Consider the following 13,513-nt stretch of genomic DNA (forward strand, 5'->3'; position numbering starts at 1 on the left):
CTCATCTCGCATTCCTGGCGCAGATACGTCGGATTTCCCAGCGGAACCCAGACGTCCGGGCCGGTGCGCAGCAGTCCGGCCTTGGTCGCGATCACCAGGCCCTGATAGGGATGCAGGGCTTCGCGGATGATCTCTTCGGACACGTAGGGGCCGTACGAGTCGGCGGTGTCGATGAAGTTGACGCCCAACTCGGCGGCGCGCCGCAGCACCCGGACGCATTCGCCGCGGTCGGCGGGCGGGCCCCATACCCCCTTGCCGGTCAGGCGCATGGCGCCGAAACCGAGCCGGTTGACGCTCAGGTCGCCGCCGATGGTGAACGTTTCGGGCGCGTGGGCAAAACGCTGTGTGGTCACATCGTCGACCGTACGCCGGAAACCGGACCGCGCATCCCGGCGTGGCAAGCTGGGCGGGTGGACCTACGAGAGCTGGAACAACTTCCGCTCACCTATCCCGAGGTGGGTGCGACGGCCGCCGGCCGGCGACCCGCCGGGTACGGCCACCTCCACGTGGAGGCCCGGATCGGCACCGGGCGGAAGCGATTCGAGCAGGCCGCCGACGCCGTCATGCGCTGGGGGATGCAACGCGGGTCGGGCCTGCGGGTACAGGCCAGTTCACAGACCGTGGTCCTGGACGCGGTAGTGGTGGTGCGGATGGGTTTTCTGCCCGCACCGTGCCGCGTAGTGTACGTCGTCGACGAACCCGACATCCGGGGCTTCGGCTACGGCACGCTTCCAGGTCACCCGGAGTCCGGCGAGGAACGCTTCGTCGTGCGCCACGACCCGGCCACCGCCGCGGTGTTCGCGGAGGTGTCGTCGTTCTCCCGTCCTGCGACCTGGTGGAGCAAGGCGGGCGGGCCGGTGGTGCCGGTGGCCCAGCGTCTCATCGCCAGGCGCTATCTGCGCGCCGTCTGACGCCCGGCAGGGCCACGGAGTCCCTGACGGCGTCGCCTGTGCGGGCCACTGGGATTGCGGGTGGGGGCCGAACGGTCAACCGGCTAGCAGGGATACCCCCGCTACGACCAACGCCATCGCCTTGAGCACTTCCAAACCGACGTAGAAGTAGTGGGCGCGAGAGCGTGGCGCGTCCAGTCCGGCGAGTACCTGGTCGGAACGAGCGGTCAGCGAGGGACGCACCGCCAGCAGCTGGGCCAGGAGCGCCGCAACGGCCACGCCCAGCGCCACGGCGGATCGCACCGGTACCGGGCCGGCGGCCACGGTCGCCACGATCACGACGGCGAAGCCGATCTCGACGGCATTGAGCGCGCGGAAGACCAGGCGGCCGATGCCCAGCCCGAGCGGCAGCGTTACACCGGGAGCACGGAACTTCAGCGGCGCCTCCAGGAACGAGATGGCCAGCACCATGCCCAGCCAGACAAAGGTGACCGCAACCGCAACCGCAACCGCCGACGCGCCGATCATCGGGCGTCCGCGCGCGGCGTCAGGTGCGCCACGCACAGATCGGGTTGGACGAACGCGTCGAGGCTGCTCACCGAGACCGGCGACCCCCAGGCCGCCAAGGCGCCCTGCATCACGCCGAGGTGGGCGGGGCAGACGATGCCGGTGTCGTTTTCGGCGATCTCCAGGAAAGGGCAGTGCCGCAAGCCGATCTGCTCCCGCCCCTCGGCCGTGCGGTACTCGGGGGCGAATCCGAGGTCGTCGAGCAGGCCGAACAGTCGATCGACGGCCTCCGCGGCTCCGATGGTTTCCGCGACCGGCCGCTGAGCGGCGGACTGGGTCTTGTGAGCCCAGGCGCGCCCGGCGCCCAGCGCCTTGGCCCGTGGATCCCGTTCGGACGCAAGCGCCTCCGACAGGATCTCGGCGAGCATCCGGTAGTGCCGCGCTCCCCCGCGATCCATCTGCCGGACCGCCCGGAACATCAGCGCCGGGCGCCCGGGCCCCTTGCGGCCCGGATCGACCCGCTCCACCTGGCCGTCCCCGAGCAGTATGTCGAGGTGGAACCGGACGGTGTTGGGATGCACGCGCAGCACCTCGGCGATCGCGGCGATGCTCATCGGATCGGGCGACGCCCGCAACACCTGCAGCACCTTGCGGCGGCGGCCGACTGATTCCCGCGCTGGGGTGACCTCGAACATCATGCGTGCATCGTGTTCCTTCGGAAGTACCGGCGGCGCACCTCAGGCACCGGCTTTTCAACAATACCGCTCGTGAAAAGAACATCCGTGGGACCGAGGGACATGAGGTGTCGACCTGGCGGCGAAGGCCGGAAAGTCAGGCGCCGGGACGCTCTGCGCGGGAATACCTTTCGTTGGGACCGCGCTCGAGGGCCGGGACCGGAGCGGGTTGCGCGAGCCGGTAGACGTCGAGCAGGCGGGTGATGTCGCTGGGTGTGACGATGCCGACCACCTGGCCGCCGTCGACGACCAGGGCCCGGCTGCGCGGACCGACCGCCGCCATCCGTTCGAGCAGGGCGCTCAACGACTCCTGCGGTGCCGCGGTCGGCACCGCGTGCAGCGGCAGCGCGATGTCGTTCACGGTCGTGGTGGGGCGCCGAACGGGTGCGACGTCGCGCAGCTGAGCCAAAGTCACCAACCCCACGATCGACCCGTCCCGATCCTCGACCGGGTATGCCGAATGGCGGTCGCCCAGCACGTAGCGCTGGATCAGATCGTCGACGCTGATCCACCCGGGCGCGCGGTGCGGACGGGCCGTCATCGCGTCGGCGACGCGGACCCCGGCGAAGAGCTGCTGGGTCGATATCCGCGTCTCCTCCTCGCGGCTGGCGGCGAAGATGAACCAACCGATGAACGCCAGCCAGACGCCGCCGACGAGGCTACCCGTCACGAACTCGGCCAGCCCCAGCGCGATCAGGACGTAGGCCACCACCCGTCCGGCGCGCGCCGCCCCGATGCCGGCACGCACGACGTCGCCGTGGCGGCGCCACAGGTAGGCACGCAGCACCCGACCGCCATCCAGCGGTGCGCCCGGCAACAGGTTGAACAGGCCCAGCACCAGGTTGATCATCGCCAGCCAGGACGAAACGCCCACCACGATGGGGGCGGCGTGCGCGGCCTGCAGCCCCGCGACCAGCCCGCCGAACATCGCCGCCAGCGCCAAGCTGGTGGCCGGGCCGGCGATGGCGATCCGGAAGGCCGCCTTGGGGGTCTTGGCCTCGCCGCCCAAAGTGGTCACCCCGCCGAACAGCCACAGCGTCACACTTCCCACCGACACCCCCACGCGGCGGGCGACGACGGCGTGCGCGAGCTCGTGAGCCAGCAACGACGCGAGCAGCACCAGGGCGCCGCACGCACCGGCCAGCCAGTAGCCGGCGGGCGAATAGCCTTTTACAGCGCTGGGCAACGTGCTTGCCAGGCTCCAGGTGAACAGCCACAGGATGACCAGCACACTCCAGTGGACTTTCACCGCAAAGCCGGCGATCCGACCCAGCGGGATCGCATCTCCCATGCCGGAACCTCCACAACCCCTGCCGAACAACATCTTCGGTTGATGCACGCATTCGCCGCCACCGCAAAAGTAGACCGGAGCCGCGGCCGGGACTAGGGTCGTTCGGCCTCGCCGGAGCGGCCGATCGGCCCGCGGCTTCCCGAATTGGCAGACGAGGCCGCAGGTATCCCGCGTCCGGTCGAAATTCACCACCCAGTGAGGACTTCCGCCCCTACCGTGCCGCCCGGGATGGCGGTCGGATCGAAGGCGTTGCGTCAGTGAACCACACCCGAGGAGGACACGATGACCAATACGATGACCAATACCCTGCCGGTGGCGCACAAGCCACATTCGCTGTTCCCGGAGATCTCCGATCTGCTGGCGGGGTTCCCGTCGTTCGCCGGGATCCGCCCGATGTTCGGCACCCGGCTGATGCGGCTGGAAGATGAGATCAAGGACGACCGTTACGAGGTGCGCGCCGAGATTCCCGGCGTCGACCCGGCCAAGGACGTCGACATCACGGTCCGCGACGGGCAGCTCACCATCAAGGCCGAACGCAGTGAGAAGAAGGAGTTCGACGGCCGTTCGGAATTCTCCTACGGCTCGTTCGTTCGCACCGTGCCACTGCCGGCCGGCGCCGACGAAGACGACATCAAGGCCACCTACGACAAGGGCATCCTGATTGTCTCGGTGGCGATTTCGAAGCCGGCGCCCGCCGAGAAGCACGTCAGGATCGCCATCAACAAATAACCGGATCCGCCTCGGCCCGGGCACCAACGCCCGGGCCCAGCAACTCCAGACGTTCGGTGCGTCAATTGTTTTCGCTAGCGAAGCGGGACCGCACCGGGCCGGGCGCAGGCCGCCGCTCCACCCGATGCTTGATACCCAGCAGCAAGCCGCGCGTGCTCAGCGCGACCAGCGGCCGGACCAGCTCCATGGCGAAGACTTCGCCGGGGTGACGCAGCGAGATCCTGGTGCGGGTGAGGAGCCGCACGCGGTCCTCCCAGTGTGGCTGCAGGTGGAATGACCAGACCGCGTTCCAGCGCAGTTCCGGCCGGGCGGCCTGCAGCACGAGGTATTTTCCGGGCACGACCTCGGCGACGGTCAGCGCCACGCCTCCCGGCAGCCCCATCCAGCCCGCGGGAGCCAGACGCACGACGTCCCCGACGGCACGCTGCTGCCACTCGGGTTGGATGCGTTCGGCGTCTCGATGCGCGAGGCCCAGCAGGTCTTTGAGCTCCGCGCAGCCGTAGAACCCGCCCCGGTCCTGACCCATCTGGACCAGCCAGGGCCAGACAGCGGCGACGGGCGCGTCGACGTACAGCGCCTCGGTGGTCTGGATAGCGGGATCGCCCACCAGGGTGTCGCCCGGCAGCGTCATCTGACACTCCGCCTTGGTCGCGCCCCAGTTTCGGTAGTACCGCCGTGCGGCGTAGAGCAGACCGGTCAGCGCCGCCGCCTGGGCGATTCGTTTCCTGACGTAGGCCACGGTTCGAGTCTGCGCGGCGGACCCCGCGGTCCGACAGGGTCGATGGTCCTCGCGGCCGCGCCGTTTCGCCCCGCGGATGTTCTTGCGGCGCGTTCCTCAGAGATGACCGTTCCTCAGAGATGACCGTTCCTCAGAGATGACCGTTCCTCAGAGATGACTATGAACCCTTCCACCGTCGGCCGCGCGATGGCACAATGGCGCCCGTCTGACGTGACTGGGCAGGTGCGGTCGCGGCTGAACAAAGGAGCAGGCGACTATGGGTGGCCATCTACCGCTGTTGTTGACCGATTCCGACTTGGACGATCTGGCCAGCGAGTTTCTGGACTCGCGATATGCCGGCCCTATTTACGCCGACTGGTCACCGGACCGCCGCCTCGATACGTTCCTGCGGCGGCATGGACTCGCCCGTGTCGCCGACGACGGCGATCTCTCCGACCTGGTGCTGGACCATGTCATGACCCATGTGGGCGTCGGCGACCCCGCCCACCGCGTCGTGAAACCGTCGCGGGGAACGGGCCCGGCGCTCGGGGACTGAGCGCTCTACCGAATCCCCGTACCGCGACTCAGGCGGCCTGCGCCTCTCGGCGCGGCCCGGCGAAGATCGCGTCCCTGATCGCGGCGGGCTGGAGAGCCTGCGACGCCTTGCGCGGGAAATCGTTGGGCAGCGACAACCGGAACACCTTCTTCCACGCCGAGGCCACCTGACGAGGCAGGCTTCCGGTGGTGTAGGTGAGCCCGTTGCGCTCGAAGATCTCCTGAACCTTCGGGGCGATCTCCTGGTAGCGGTTGCTGGGCAGGTCCGGGTACAGATGGTGCTCGATCTGGAACGACAGATTCCCCGTCATGAAGTGCAGCAGAGCATTGCCGGAAATGTTCGCCGAGCCGAGCATCTGCCGCAGGTACCATTGCTCGCGCGTCTCCCCGTCGATCGACGACTTCTCGTAGGTCTGCACGCCCTCGGGGAAGTGCCCGCACATGATCACCGAATGGGTCCACAGGTTTCGGACCAGATTCGCGGTCACATTCGCGGTCAACGTCGTAGGCGCTGAGGGACCCGACAACAGCGGATGTAGCACGTAGTCTCGCATCAGGTGCTTGCGCACCTTGGCGAGCACTGTGGCGCCCTGTCGCCGGAACTCGTCCTTGTCGCTGCGCCCTTTGAGGTACTTGCCGATTTCGAGATCGTATGCGGCGATACCGTATTGGAACAAGCAGGCGTTGATGAAGTTCCACAACGGCTGCGCCAGATAAAAGGGCGTCCAGCGCTGATCTTCGTCGACCCGCATGATGCCGTAGCCCAGATCGCGGTCCTTGCCGAGCACGTTGGTGTAGGTGTGATGGACCTCGTTGTGGGAGTGTTTCCACATCGCCGCGGGTGAGGCGTTGTCCCATTCCCAGGTTGTCGAGTGGATCTTCGGATCGCGCATCCAGTCCCACTGCCCGTGCATCACGTTGTGCCCGATCTCCATGTTCTCCACGATCTTGGAGATCGACAGCCCGAAGGTGCCGATCACCCAGGCGGGCGGAAACAGCGAGACCAACAGGACGGCGCGGCTCGCGAGTTCAAGCTTGCGCTGACCGGTGATGACACGACGGATGTAGGCGGCGTCGCGCTCACCGCGACCGGCCAGGATGTTCTCCCGGATGGCATCGAGTTCGCGCCCAAGGTTTTCGATGTCCTCATCGGACAGGGGGGCGGTCGGGTCGGTCTGTGTCGCAGTCATAGTGGCAGTCACGTTGGCAGTCATCCTGGCTCCTTCAGTTCAGAGGTCGAGTTCGCAAGCACCTGCGGCAGCTGAGACGCAGGTTTGGATCTTCACGTCGTCGCCTGGGGCGGCGATGGTGAGGTCGCCGTTGCGCAGATCGCGCACGGCGCCCTGACGCAGCGGCGCGACGCAGCCGAAGCAGATGCCCATCCGGCAGCCTGAGGGCATCAACACTCCCGCCGCTTCGCCGGCGTCGAGCAGCGTCTGCGACCCGTCGGCGTCCACGACGGCACCGCTTCTGGAAAAGGTCACGGCGCCTCCTTCGCCGGCGGTGATGACGGCGGGGCGGAACCGTTCGATGTGCAACTGTTCGGCGATGCCGTCCGCGGCCCAGCGCTCTTGGATCGCATCGAGCAGCCCAGCCGGACCGCAAGCCCACGTCTGGCGCTCGGCGGCATCGGGAACGATCTCGGTCAAGCGCGAAACGTCGAGCATGCCATCTGTGTCGGTGTGCTTCTCCACCAACGTGATTCGACGCTGATAGGCCAGCATGCGCAGGTCCCATCCGAAGATGACGTCGTCGGGAGTGGGCGCGGAGTGCACCACAACGATGTCGGGAGCGCCGACGCCCGCCATGTTGCGCAACATGCCCATGACCGGGGTGATGCCGCTGCCCGCGGTGACAAACAGAATTTTGTCGGGAACCCGGTCGCCGAGGGTGAAATCGCCGGCGGCCTGGTCCAGTTGGATGACGGCGCCGACGGCGGTACGGCGCACCAGGTGATTACTGACAACGCCCCCCGGGATCGCCTTCACGGTGATCGCAAGGCAACCATCGCGCCGGTCCTTCTTCGAGGTCAGCGAGTACGCCCGCCACTGGCGCACACCGTCCACATCCACCCCGACGCGCACGTATTGCCCGGGTAGGTGCGGACGCCAACCGCGTCCGAGCTTGACCACCAGGGTGGCGGCGTCGCGGGTTTCGGGGTGGATCGCGACGACCCGCCCGCGCAGGTCGGCACCGGAACGCAGCGGGTCGATCATGTCGAGATAGTCGGCGGGGATCAGCGGCGTGGTCAGCGGCAGAGCAATCCGCTCGGCAAGCTGCAGCACCCGGTCGCGCACTGCGCCGACGAGGACCGGCCTGGATGGGGGTCGAGGTACCGGTCGGGTTGCCAGAGTGGTCATCACTCCATAGTCATGACCATTTTGTGTAAAGTCTTGAGCTATCCGAGTGAAAATCGCAGGTAAATTTATTCGAAAGGAATAATTTTGTCGGAGCCATCGCTGCGGTTGAGCGGGTTGCAGTTCGACGAACCCGTGGTCAGGGCACTCGAGGCGATCCTGCCGGCGATGGCCGAACGCACCGTGACCGCGATCACTGTCGAGGTGCCCAGTTACGCCGACGCGTTCAGCGGACCGATGGGCCAGAACATCGAGAACGCGGTGCAGACATCACTGGGCGCGTTCCTGCGACTGGCCACCCGGGCGAAGGATTCCGACCACGGACCGCCGCTGTCCCCGGCGCTGGACGGCGCCTACGAACTGGGCCGCGGTGAGGCCCGTCAAGGCCGCTCCATCGATGCGTTGCTGTCGGCCTTTCGAGTGGGCGCCCGGGTGGCCTGGCGCGAGTTGTCGACGACAGCGGTGGCCGCGGGGCTTCCCGCGTCGACGATCGCCAGATTCGCCGAGTTGGTGTTCGCCTACATCGACGAACTGTCGGCCTCCAGCGTGTCCGGCCATGCCGACGAGCTGGCCACCACGGGGCGGGTTCGCCAGCGCTACCTCGACCGGTTGGCCCACGACCTGCTCGCCGGGGAACCCGCGGCGACACTGCTCGCCGGCGCCGACAAGGCCGGCTGGCGGCACCCTGACTCGCTCACCGCGGTCGTGCTTCCGGTGGCCCAGACACCAGGGCTGGCAGCGCAATTCGGCCAATCAGTACTTCAGCTGACCGAGGACCTGCCGGGGATCGACGCGTCGGAGGCGCTCGCGGCGGTGCTGGTTCCCGATATGGCCGGGCCGCGACGGAGCCGACTGATGTCGACGCTGTCCCAGCGACGAGCATGGGTGGGGCCCGCGCGCCCGTGGATGCACGTCCGGTCGTCTTATCATCGCGCGCTGCGAGCCCGGGATCTGGTGGGCGCAGCGGGCAGCGGCGCGCTCGACACAGACGACCATCTGGTGGAACTCGTGCTCGGCGCCGATCGCGAAGCCGCCGAGGATCTCCGCACTCGCGCCTTGGCGCCGCTGTCGCAGCTGCCGGCCAACACCGCCGCGCGGCTCACCGAGACCCTGCGGTCGTGGGTCTTGCATCAAGGCAGGCGCGACGCGGTGGCCGCTGACCTTTTCGTCCACGCTCAGACGGTGCGCTACCGAATGAGTCAACTGCGCGAACTCTACGGCGAGCAGCTCAGCGACCCCCGGACCGTTCTGGAATTGACCGTCGCCCTCGGCGCGGGGGCCGAGAAAACGTTGTCCAAGCGCTGAGACGGGGACTTCCGCAGACTCAGGCGGTGCCGGTCGGCGCGGCGGTCGCCTTGAGGCAGAGCACTTCGTCGAGGCTGGCGCAGCCAAACCCGGACTCCCTGCTCCCCCGCCCGGACGTGACGACCCGGCCCAGCCGTACGGTATCGAACGTGGCCGGCCCGCTGAACTGCGCGGCAGCCAGGACGTAGCGGCCGGTGTCGGCACCACGACGGACCACATCGTCGGCCGCGCAGGCACCGGTCAACGTCACCGCATCGGCGAAGTTGATGCCCACCTGCATCACGTCGGCTTCGGCCCGCAGCACCGCGGTCAGGCGGCTGAGCAGGCTGTCGGGCGCGAAAAACCGCCAACCCTGGCCGAGGTGCAGCCAGAACCGGGCGTCGACATGCGCGCGCAAGGACGTGACCGGGGCCGCCGGCTGATCCTCGGCCCCGAGAGAGACAACGTCGAGGAAACCGTAGCGGTCTTGCAGCAGCGCGCGATCCTCGGTTGAGAGTCCGGCGTCGAACACCAGAAAACGCCCCACTCGCGACACGTCAAGGCAGCAGTGCAGAAACGACTTGAGGGTCTGTTCGATGCTGCCGCGATCCGGCCCCGCCACCACGGTGACGACCACGTCAGAATCGCTTGGCCTCCCGGCCCTGCGCTGCACCAAATCCGTCACCACCGTGTCGGGGTAGGAGGATGCCGCGGCGATCATCATCGGCACGCAGACATCGCGGTTGGCCGCGATCCGCCGGCGATCCTCCTCGGGGATACCGGGGCGAGACAGCAGCATCCGGCACATGGCAAACGTCTCGGCGTGCTTGCCGATCCTCGATGCGCACGCCGCCCACTCCTCGGCTGCGCGCCACACGTAGATATCGGCCGGGGCCATCAACGTATCCGACTCGGGGAACGGAATTTCGGCGGGCAACCCTGGCGAACAGATAACCGAGCCGGTAGCGCTGATTGCCGCGATGCTGCTGGGCGATGACATACAGCGGCTCCGCCCGATTGGGTCGGACGTCCCATGCCTGCAGGAGAACGTCCTGCGTTCCCGGCCACGGTGCCCCGAGTTGCATCATCGAGGCCGCAACCTGGTACAGCGCGTGATAGATCTCCTCTGTCGAGCCGCCCATCTCCGCCCGCCGCGCATACCACTTGCGCGCGTTGACGAAATCACCCATGTCGTAGTAGGTCTGGCCCAAATGCAGGACCGACCGGGTGTCCTCGGGGTTGCGGCCGACCTCACCGAGCAACAACTCGAGATCGCCGGCGAGTTTTTTCTGCGGATCCATCGAATTTTCCGTCCTGGCCCACTCGCTTGGCGGAACTCAGTCGAACGCGTGGATCACCTGGTAGGCCACGCACCGGATCCGCCTGCACATATCGGGTTCCAGGGGCACGTCGGCGTCGGCGGGGATCTCCCCCGTCGTCGTGACCACCCCGGGTTCCTCGTGCTGCCAGCGGGCGTTCACCTTGTCGCCCAACGCGCGGGCGGGCGGGTTGTCCGACAGCACGCGAGCGTGAAACCGCTCGACGCCGTCGATGCGGGCGGTGAGCGCCAGTGCGCCCAGCAGCAACGTCCCGATTCCGCGGCCCTGGTAGGCGTCGGCCACGGTGAGCGCGACCTCCGCCGAACCGTGGTCGTCTTTGTCCCGGATGAAGCGTGCGTCGGCGATGACCGGCCCCTGTGAACCCTCGGTGACGATCCAGACGAAATGGTCGACGTAGTCGACCTCGAAGAGGTACGCCAGCCGGGCGTCGGTCGGGGTGCCGCCCTGGTAACGGCGGTAAAGCGTCTGGCGCGAGAAGGAACCGTCGCTCTTGAACCGCTCGGCGTCGCCGGGCAGGACCGGGCGCAGCAACAGCGCGGCACCGTCGGAGGTCGACGCCGGGATCGGAGCGACGTAGACGGCCAGCCGCTGCCGCGCGGTGCGGACCATCCGCTCGGCGACGACCGGCATGGCCAGCATGCGGTCGAAGGCGCCTTCGTATCCGGTGTACCCGCAGACCTCGTCCTTCGCCGTCACCGTCGCCGTTCGGGGTGCGCTTCGCAGCAAGGCGATTTCGCCCACGAAGGTTCCGGACTGAAGCTCGGTCTCGGCGACCTGGCCGTGCGGGCCGAGGTGGCTGACCGCGACGCGGCCCGAGGTGATGATCGCAAACGACGTCGCGCGCTCTCCCTGCCGGATCAGGACCTCGCCGGGGGCGGCGCACAAGGGCACCAGCTCGGCGGCCAGCGCAACGAGGCGCTCCGCCGGAATGCCGGCGAAGACGTCCAGCGTGGCCAACTCCTGTGCGCGCACGGCGCTCGTGGCAGCCCGCTCGGTGGCCACCTCCGGCCCGGGTCGGCTGCCACGACGGGTCATATCACGGATTCCGGTGCCTCGTCACGCGCCGTACGCTACGCGAGCGGCGGACCCCGCGCCGGGGCACTTGGCTGGTAGGCGCGGTGACAAAAGGCCCTGCCGCGTGAACAATTCGGCGGTTGCGCGGCGCCTTGTCAGACCCGGCGAATCGGGTGACTTTCGTCTCTATATTCGGGGCCCGGGACGCCGCAGGATCAGCTTACCGATAAGCGACCGCGCGGTATTCGGAACGGCACCAATGGATTACCGAGATGAAAGCATCACTTGCCTCGCTGGAGAGGCCGGACTTCACCAAGATCGACAATCGCGCGCCCTCGGTGGCGCAGATGTTCCTCGACCGCGTCGCCGCCACCCCGGGCGCGGAAGCCTTCCGGTACCCGCAGGACCACGGCTGGGACAGCGTGACGTGGCAGCAGGTCGGCGAACGCGTCGCCGACATCGCCGCCGGGCTGATCGCGCTGGGGATAACGCCGGAGGACCGGGTGGCGCTCGCCTCGTCGACGCGCTACGAATGGGTGCTCGCCGATTTCGCCGTGATGTGCGCGGGAGCCGCGACCACCACGGTGTATCCGACGACGAACGCCGCCGATGTCGCCTACATCGTCGCCAATTCGGGGAGCCGGGTCGTCGTCGCCGAGGATCAGGCCCAGCTCGACAAGCTGCTCGAGCGCCGAGCCGAACTGCCCGATGTGAGCAAAGTGGTACTCATCGACGGCAACGGAGACGGCGACTGGGTGATCGGGCTACCCGAATTGGAGCAGATGGGTGAGCAAATGCTCGCCGACGCTCCCGACGCGGTCACCGAACGGGTAGCGGCCATCGGTCCGGACCAACTCGCCAGCCTGATCTACACGTCGGGCACCACCGGGCGACCGAAAGGCGTGCGGCTGACCCACCGGGCGTGGACCTATACCGCCGCGGCCATCGACGCGCTGAACATCCTCGGGCCCGACGACCTGAACTTTCTGTGGCTGCCGCTGGCGCACGCCTTCGGCAAGGTGATGCTGGCGTTGCCGCTGCAGGTCGGCTTCCCCACGGCGATCGACGGCCGGGTCGACAGGATCGTGGACAATCTCGCGGCCGTACGACCGACCATCATGGGCGCCGCGCCGCGCATCTTCGAAAAAGCTCATGCCCGCGTCGAGGGGATGGCCGCCGAGCGTGGACTGCTGACGAAGACGATGTTCGACTGGGCGATCCGGGTCGGCAAGAACGTATCCGAGGCCCGGCAGGCCGGGAGGCGACCGTCGCTGGGGTCCACGCTGGCCTACAAGGTCGCCGACCGCCTGGTGCTGAACACCATCCGGCAGCGCTTCGGCGGCCGGTTGCGGTTCTTCGTCTCGGCGGCCGCCGCCCTGGACCGCGACGTCGCGCGGTGGTTCGACGCCGTCGGCATCATCGTCCTCGAGGGCTACGGCCTGACCGAGACCGCGGCCGCGTCATTCATCAACCGCCCCAACGCCTACCGCTTCGGGACGGTCGGCTGGCCGTTCCCGGCGACCGAGGTGAGGATCGCCGGCGACGGCGAGATCCTGCTCAAAGGGCCGGGGTTGATGACCGCGTACCACGAACTGCCTGACGCCACCGCCGAAGCGCTCGACGCCGCGGGCTGGTTCCACACCGGTGACATCGGGGAGATCGACGCCGACGGGTTCCTGAGGATCACCGACCGCAAGAAGGACATGTTCAAGACCTCGCAGGGCAAATACGTCGCCCCGTCGGCGATCGACGCGAAGTTCAAGGGCATGTGCCCGTATGTCAGCGAGCTGCTCGTCTACGGGGAGGGCAAGCCTTACTGCGTGGCGCTGGTCAGTCTCGACGGTGAAGCGATCGCGGACTGGGCCGCCAGGAACGGCTTGGCGGACAAGTCGTTTCCCGAGATCGCGCGCGACGAGAGGACGCGGGAGCTCATCGCGGGATACATCGACGCGCTCAACTCGGAGTTGAACCGCTGGGAGCAGATCAAGAAGTTCGCGATCGCCGACCACGAGCTCTCGGTCGAGTCCGGCGATCTGACGCCGAGCCTGAAGCTGCGCCGCAAGGCCGTCATCGACAAGTTCGCGGACCGGCTGT

General features: G+C 67.8%; 15 protein-coding genes. 5 read left to right on the top strand and 10 right to left on the bottom strand.

Features of this window, described 5'->3' with window-relative positions; all coding sequences use genetic code 11:
* On the bottom strand, positions 1-269 hold a 269-nt coding region (locus ACOJVU_RS20695), incomplete at its 3' end, for an aldo/keto reductase (protein WP_421531513.1).
* A 141-nt stretch (positions 270-410) separates the two neighbouring features.
* Here ACOJVU_RS20695 and ACOJVU_RS20700 point away from each other — a divergent pair.
* The gene (locus tag ACOJVU_RS20700; RefSeq protein ID WP_421531501.1) at positions 411-911 is read left to right on the top strand and encodes a DUF1990 family protein; all 501 of its coding nucleotides are present in this window, start codon (positions 411-413) and stop codon (positions 909-911) included.
* Between the two features lie 75 nt (positions 912-986).
* On the opposite strand, the gene ACOJVU_RS20705 is transcribed toward ACOJVU_RS20700, so the two are convergent.
* The 3 genes from ACOJVU_RS20705 to ACOJVU_RS20715 all read right to left on the bottom strand — a co-directional run bounded on the left by ACOJVU_RS20705 (position 987) and on the right by ACOJVU_RS20715 (position 3,422).
* Positions 987-1,418, bottom strand: coding sequence for a hypothetical protein (locus tag ACOJVU_RS20705; protein ID WP_421531502.1), 432 nt, complete (start codon positions 1,416-1,418; stop codon positions 987-989).
* The gene (locus tag ACOJVU_RS20710) at positions 1,415-2,095 is read right to left on the bottom strand and encodes a helix-turn-helix transcriptional regulator (protein WP_421531503.1); all 681 of its coding nucleotides are present in this window, start codon (positions 2,093-2,095) and stop codon (positions 1,415-1,417) included. The genes ACOJVU_RS20705 and ACOJVU_RS20710 overlap by 4 nt, the downstream gene beginning before the upstream one ends.
* A gap of 133 nt (positions 2,096-2,228) precedes the next feature.
* Positions 2,229-3,422 carry a site-2 protease family protein gene (locus tag ACOJVU_RS20715; protein WP_421531504.1) on the bottom strand — a complete coding sequence of 398 codons (1,194 nt, stop codon included), beginning with the start codon at positions 3,420-3,422 and terminating at the stop codon, positions 2,229-2,231.
* A 294-nt stretch (positions 3,423-3,716) separates the two neighbouring features.
* On the opposite strand from ACOJVU_RS20715, the gene ACOJVU_RS20720 reads away from it, so the two are divergent.
* Positions 3,717-4,151 carry an Hsp20/alpha crystallin family protein gene (locus ACOJVU_RS20720; protein WP_421531514.1) on the top strand — a complete coding sequence of 145 codons (435 nt, stop codon included), beginning with the start codon at positions 3,717-3,719 and terminating at the stop codon, positions 4,149-4,151.
* A gap of 61 nt (positions 4,152-4,212) precedes the next feature.
* Here ACOJVU_RS20720 and ACOJVU_RS20725 read toward each other — a convergent pair whose 3' ends face one another.
* Positions 4,213-4,890, bottom strand: coding sequence for an SRPBCC family protein (locus tag ACOJVU_RS20725; protein ID WP_421531505.1), 678 nt, complete (start codon positions 4,888-4,890; stop codon positions 4,213-4,215).
* 280 nt (positions 4,891-5,170) lie between these two features.
* On the opposite strand from ACOJVU_RS20725, the gene ACOJVU_RS20730 reads away from it, so the two are divergent.
* Entirely contained in the window at positions 5,171-5,425 is a 255-nt protein-coding gene (locus ACOJVU_RS20730; RefSeq protein WP_421531515.1) for a hypothetical protein, read from the top strand.
* Between the two features lie 28 nt (positions 5,426-5,453).
* Here the strand turns inward: ACOJVU_RS20730 and ACOJVU_RS20735 are convergent, their stop codons facing one another.
* Entirely contained in the window at positions 5,454-6,638 is a 1,185-nt protein-coding gene (locus tag ACOJVU_RS20735; protein WP_421531506.1) for a fatty acid desaturase family protein, read from the bottom strand.
* 15 nt (positions 6,639-6,653) lie between these two features.
* Positions 6,654-7,784 (bottom strand): ferredoxin reductase, encoded by a 1,131-nt coding sequence (locus tag ACOJVU_RS20740; RefSeq protein WP_421531507.1) that lies wholly within the window; start codon positions 7,782-7,784, stop codon positions 6,654-6,656.
* A gap of 84 nt (positions 7,785-7,868) precedes the next feature.
* Here ACOJVU_RS20740 and ACOJVU_RS20745 point away from each other — a divergent pair, with 84 nt between their 5' ends.
* Positions 7,869-9,086, top strand: coding sequence for a PucR family transcriptional regulator (locus ACOJVU_RS20745; RefSeq protein ID WP_421531508.1), 1,218 nt, complete (start codon positions 7,869-7,871; stop codon positions 9,084-9,086).
* A gap of 19 nt (positions 9,087-9,105) precedes the next feature.
* Here the strand turns inward: ACOJVU_RS20745 and ACOJVU_RS20750 are convergent, their stop codons facing one another.
* From ACOJVU_RS20750 to ACOJVU_RS20760, 3 genes are read right to left on the bottom strand one after another with little or no spacing between them, the layout of a single operon-like run.
* Entirely contained in the window at positions 9,106-9,702 is a 597-nt protein-coding gene (locus ACOJVU_RS20750; protein ID WP_421531509.1) for a hypothetical protein, read from the bottom strand.
* A 1-nt stretch (position 9,703) separates the two neighbouring features.
* The gene (locus ACOJVU_RS20755) at positions 9,704-10,366 is read right to left on the bottom strand and encodes a hypothetical protein (protein WP_421531510.1); all 663 of its coding nucleotides are present in this window, start codon (positions 10,364-10,366) and stop codon (positions 9,704-9,706) included.
* Positions 10,367-10,402: 36 nt separating this feature from the next.
* The gene (locus ACOJVU_RS20760; protein ID WP_421531511.1) at positions 10,403-11,440 is read right to left on the bottom strand and encodes a GNAT family N-acetyltransferase; all 1,038 of its coding nucleotides are present in this window, start codon (positions 11,438-11,440) and stop codon (positions 10,403-10,405) included.
* 251 nt (positions 11,441-11,691) lie between these two features.
* Between ACOJVU_RS20760 and ACOJVU_RS20765 the strand changes: the two genes are divergently transcribed.
* A partial coding sequence (locus ACOJVU_RS20765) for an AMP-dependent synthetase/ligase (protein WP_421531512.1) occupies positions 11,692-13,513 on the top strand: 1,822 nt, incomplete at its 3' end.

The sequence above is a fragment of the Mycobacterium sp. THU-M104 genome, assembly GCF_049197365.1.
Classification (GTDB): Bacteria; Actinomycetota; Actinomycetes; order Mycobacteriales; family Mycobacteriaceae; genus Mycobacterium.

What these genes read in the sequence shown, in the direction of transcription:
- ACOJVU_RS20705 (WP_421531502.1), bottom strand. Translation starts at nt 1,418, where the DNA reads ATGATCGGCGCGTCGGCGGTTGCGGTTGCGGTTGCGGTCACCTTTGTC.
- ACOJVU_RS20710 (WP_421531503.1), bottom strand. Translation starts at nt 2,095, where the DNA reads ATGATGTTCGAGGTCACCCCAGCGCGGGAATCAGTCGGCCGCCGCCGC.
- ACOJVU_RS20715 (WP_421531504.1), bottom strand. Translation starts at nt 3,422, where the DNA reads ATGGGAGATGCGATCCCGCTGGGTCGGATCGCCGGCTTTGCGGTGAAA.
- ACOJVU_RS20720 (WP_421531514.1), top strand. Translation starts at nt 3,717, where the DNA reads ATGACCAATACCCTGCCGGTGGCGCACAAGCCACATTCGCTGTTCCCG.
- ACOJVU_RS20735 (WP_421531506.1), bottom strand. Translation starts at nt 6,638, where the DNA reads ATGACTGCCAACGTGACTGCCACTATGACTGCGACACAGACCGACCCG.
- ACOJVU_RS20740 (WP_421531507.1), bottom strand. Translation starts at nt 7,784, where the DNA reads ATGACCACTCTGGCAACCCGACCGGTACCTCGACCCCCATCCAGGCCG.
- ACOJVU_RS20755 (WP_421531510.1), bottom strand. Translation starts at nt 10,366, where the DNA reads ATGGATCCGCAGAAAAAACTCGCCGGCGATCTCGAGTTGTTGCTCGGT.
- ACOJVU_RS20760 (WP_421531511.1), bottom strand. Translation starts at nt 11,440, where the DNA reads ATGACCCGTCGTGGCAGCCGACCCGGGCCGGAGGTGGCCACCGAGCGG.